2 protein-coding genes are annotated in these 250 nt (G+C 66.4%); both read right to left on the bottom strand.

Features of this window, described 5'->3' with window-relative positions:
* Positions 1-56: histidine kinase dimerization/phospho-acceptor domain-containing protein (locus tag SCA31_RS24735; protein ID WP_410699603.1), on the bottom strand; the 56-nt coding region annotated here is incomplete at its 3' end.
* Positions 57-65: 9 nt separating this feature from the next.
* Positions 66-250 (bottom strand): hypothetical protein (locus tag SCA31_RS24730; RefSeq protein ID WP_410699602.1); only part of this gene is annotated, 185 nt, incomplete at its 5' end.

Below are 250 nucleotides of genomic sequence, written 5' to 3'. Positions count from 1 at the left end.
CTGAGTTCGACGTAGCCGAGAATGGAGGTCAGGGGATGGCGGAGGTCGTGGCTGATGCGGCCTGCCTACCCAGCCAGCAGGGTGTTGCTGCGCTGCGCCTCGGTCAGCGCACTGGCCAGTTCCTCCGCACGGTGTTCCAAGGCGAGAGCTTCAATGACTTCTGCTGCCAGGATCTCCAGCCCCTGGCGTTGCCGGTCGCTGAGCGTGCCGGTTTCCCTTGCCCGGGCGCAGAGCGTGCCCAGGACGAACC

Source organism: Chryseobacterium sp. SIMBA_028 (genome assembly GCF_046535285.1).
Classification (GTDB): domain Bacteria; phylum Bacteroidota; class Bacteroidia; order Flavobacteriales; family Weeksellaceae; genus Chryseobacterium.
Note: the sequence above shows the minus strand (reverse complement) of the source record. Positions and strands in the feature narration are given on the sequence as shown.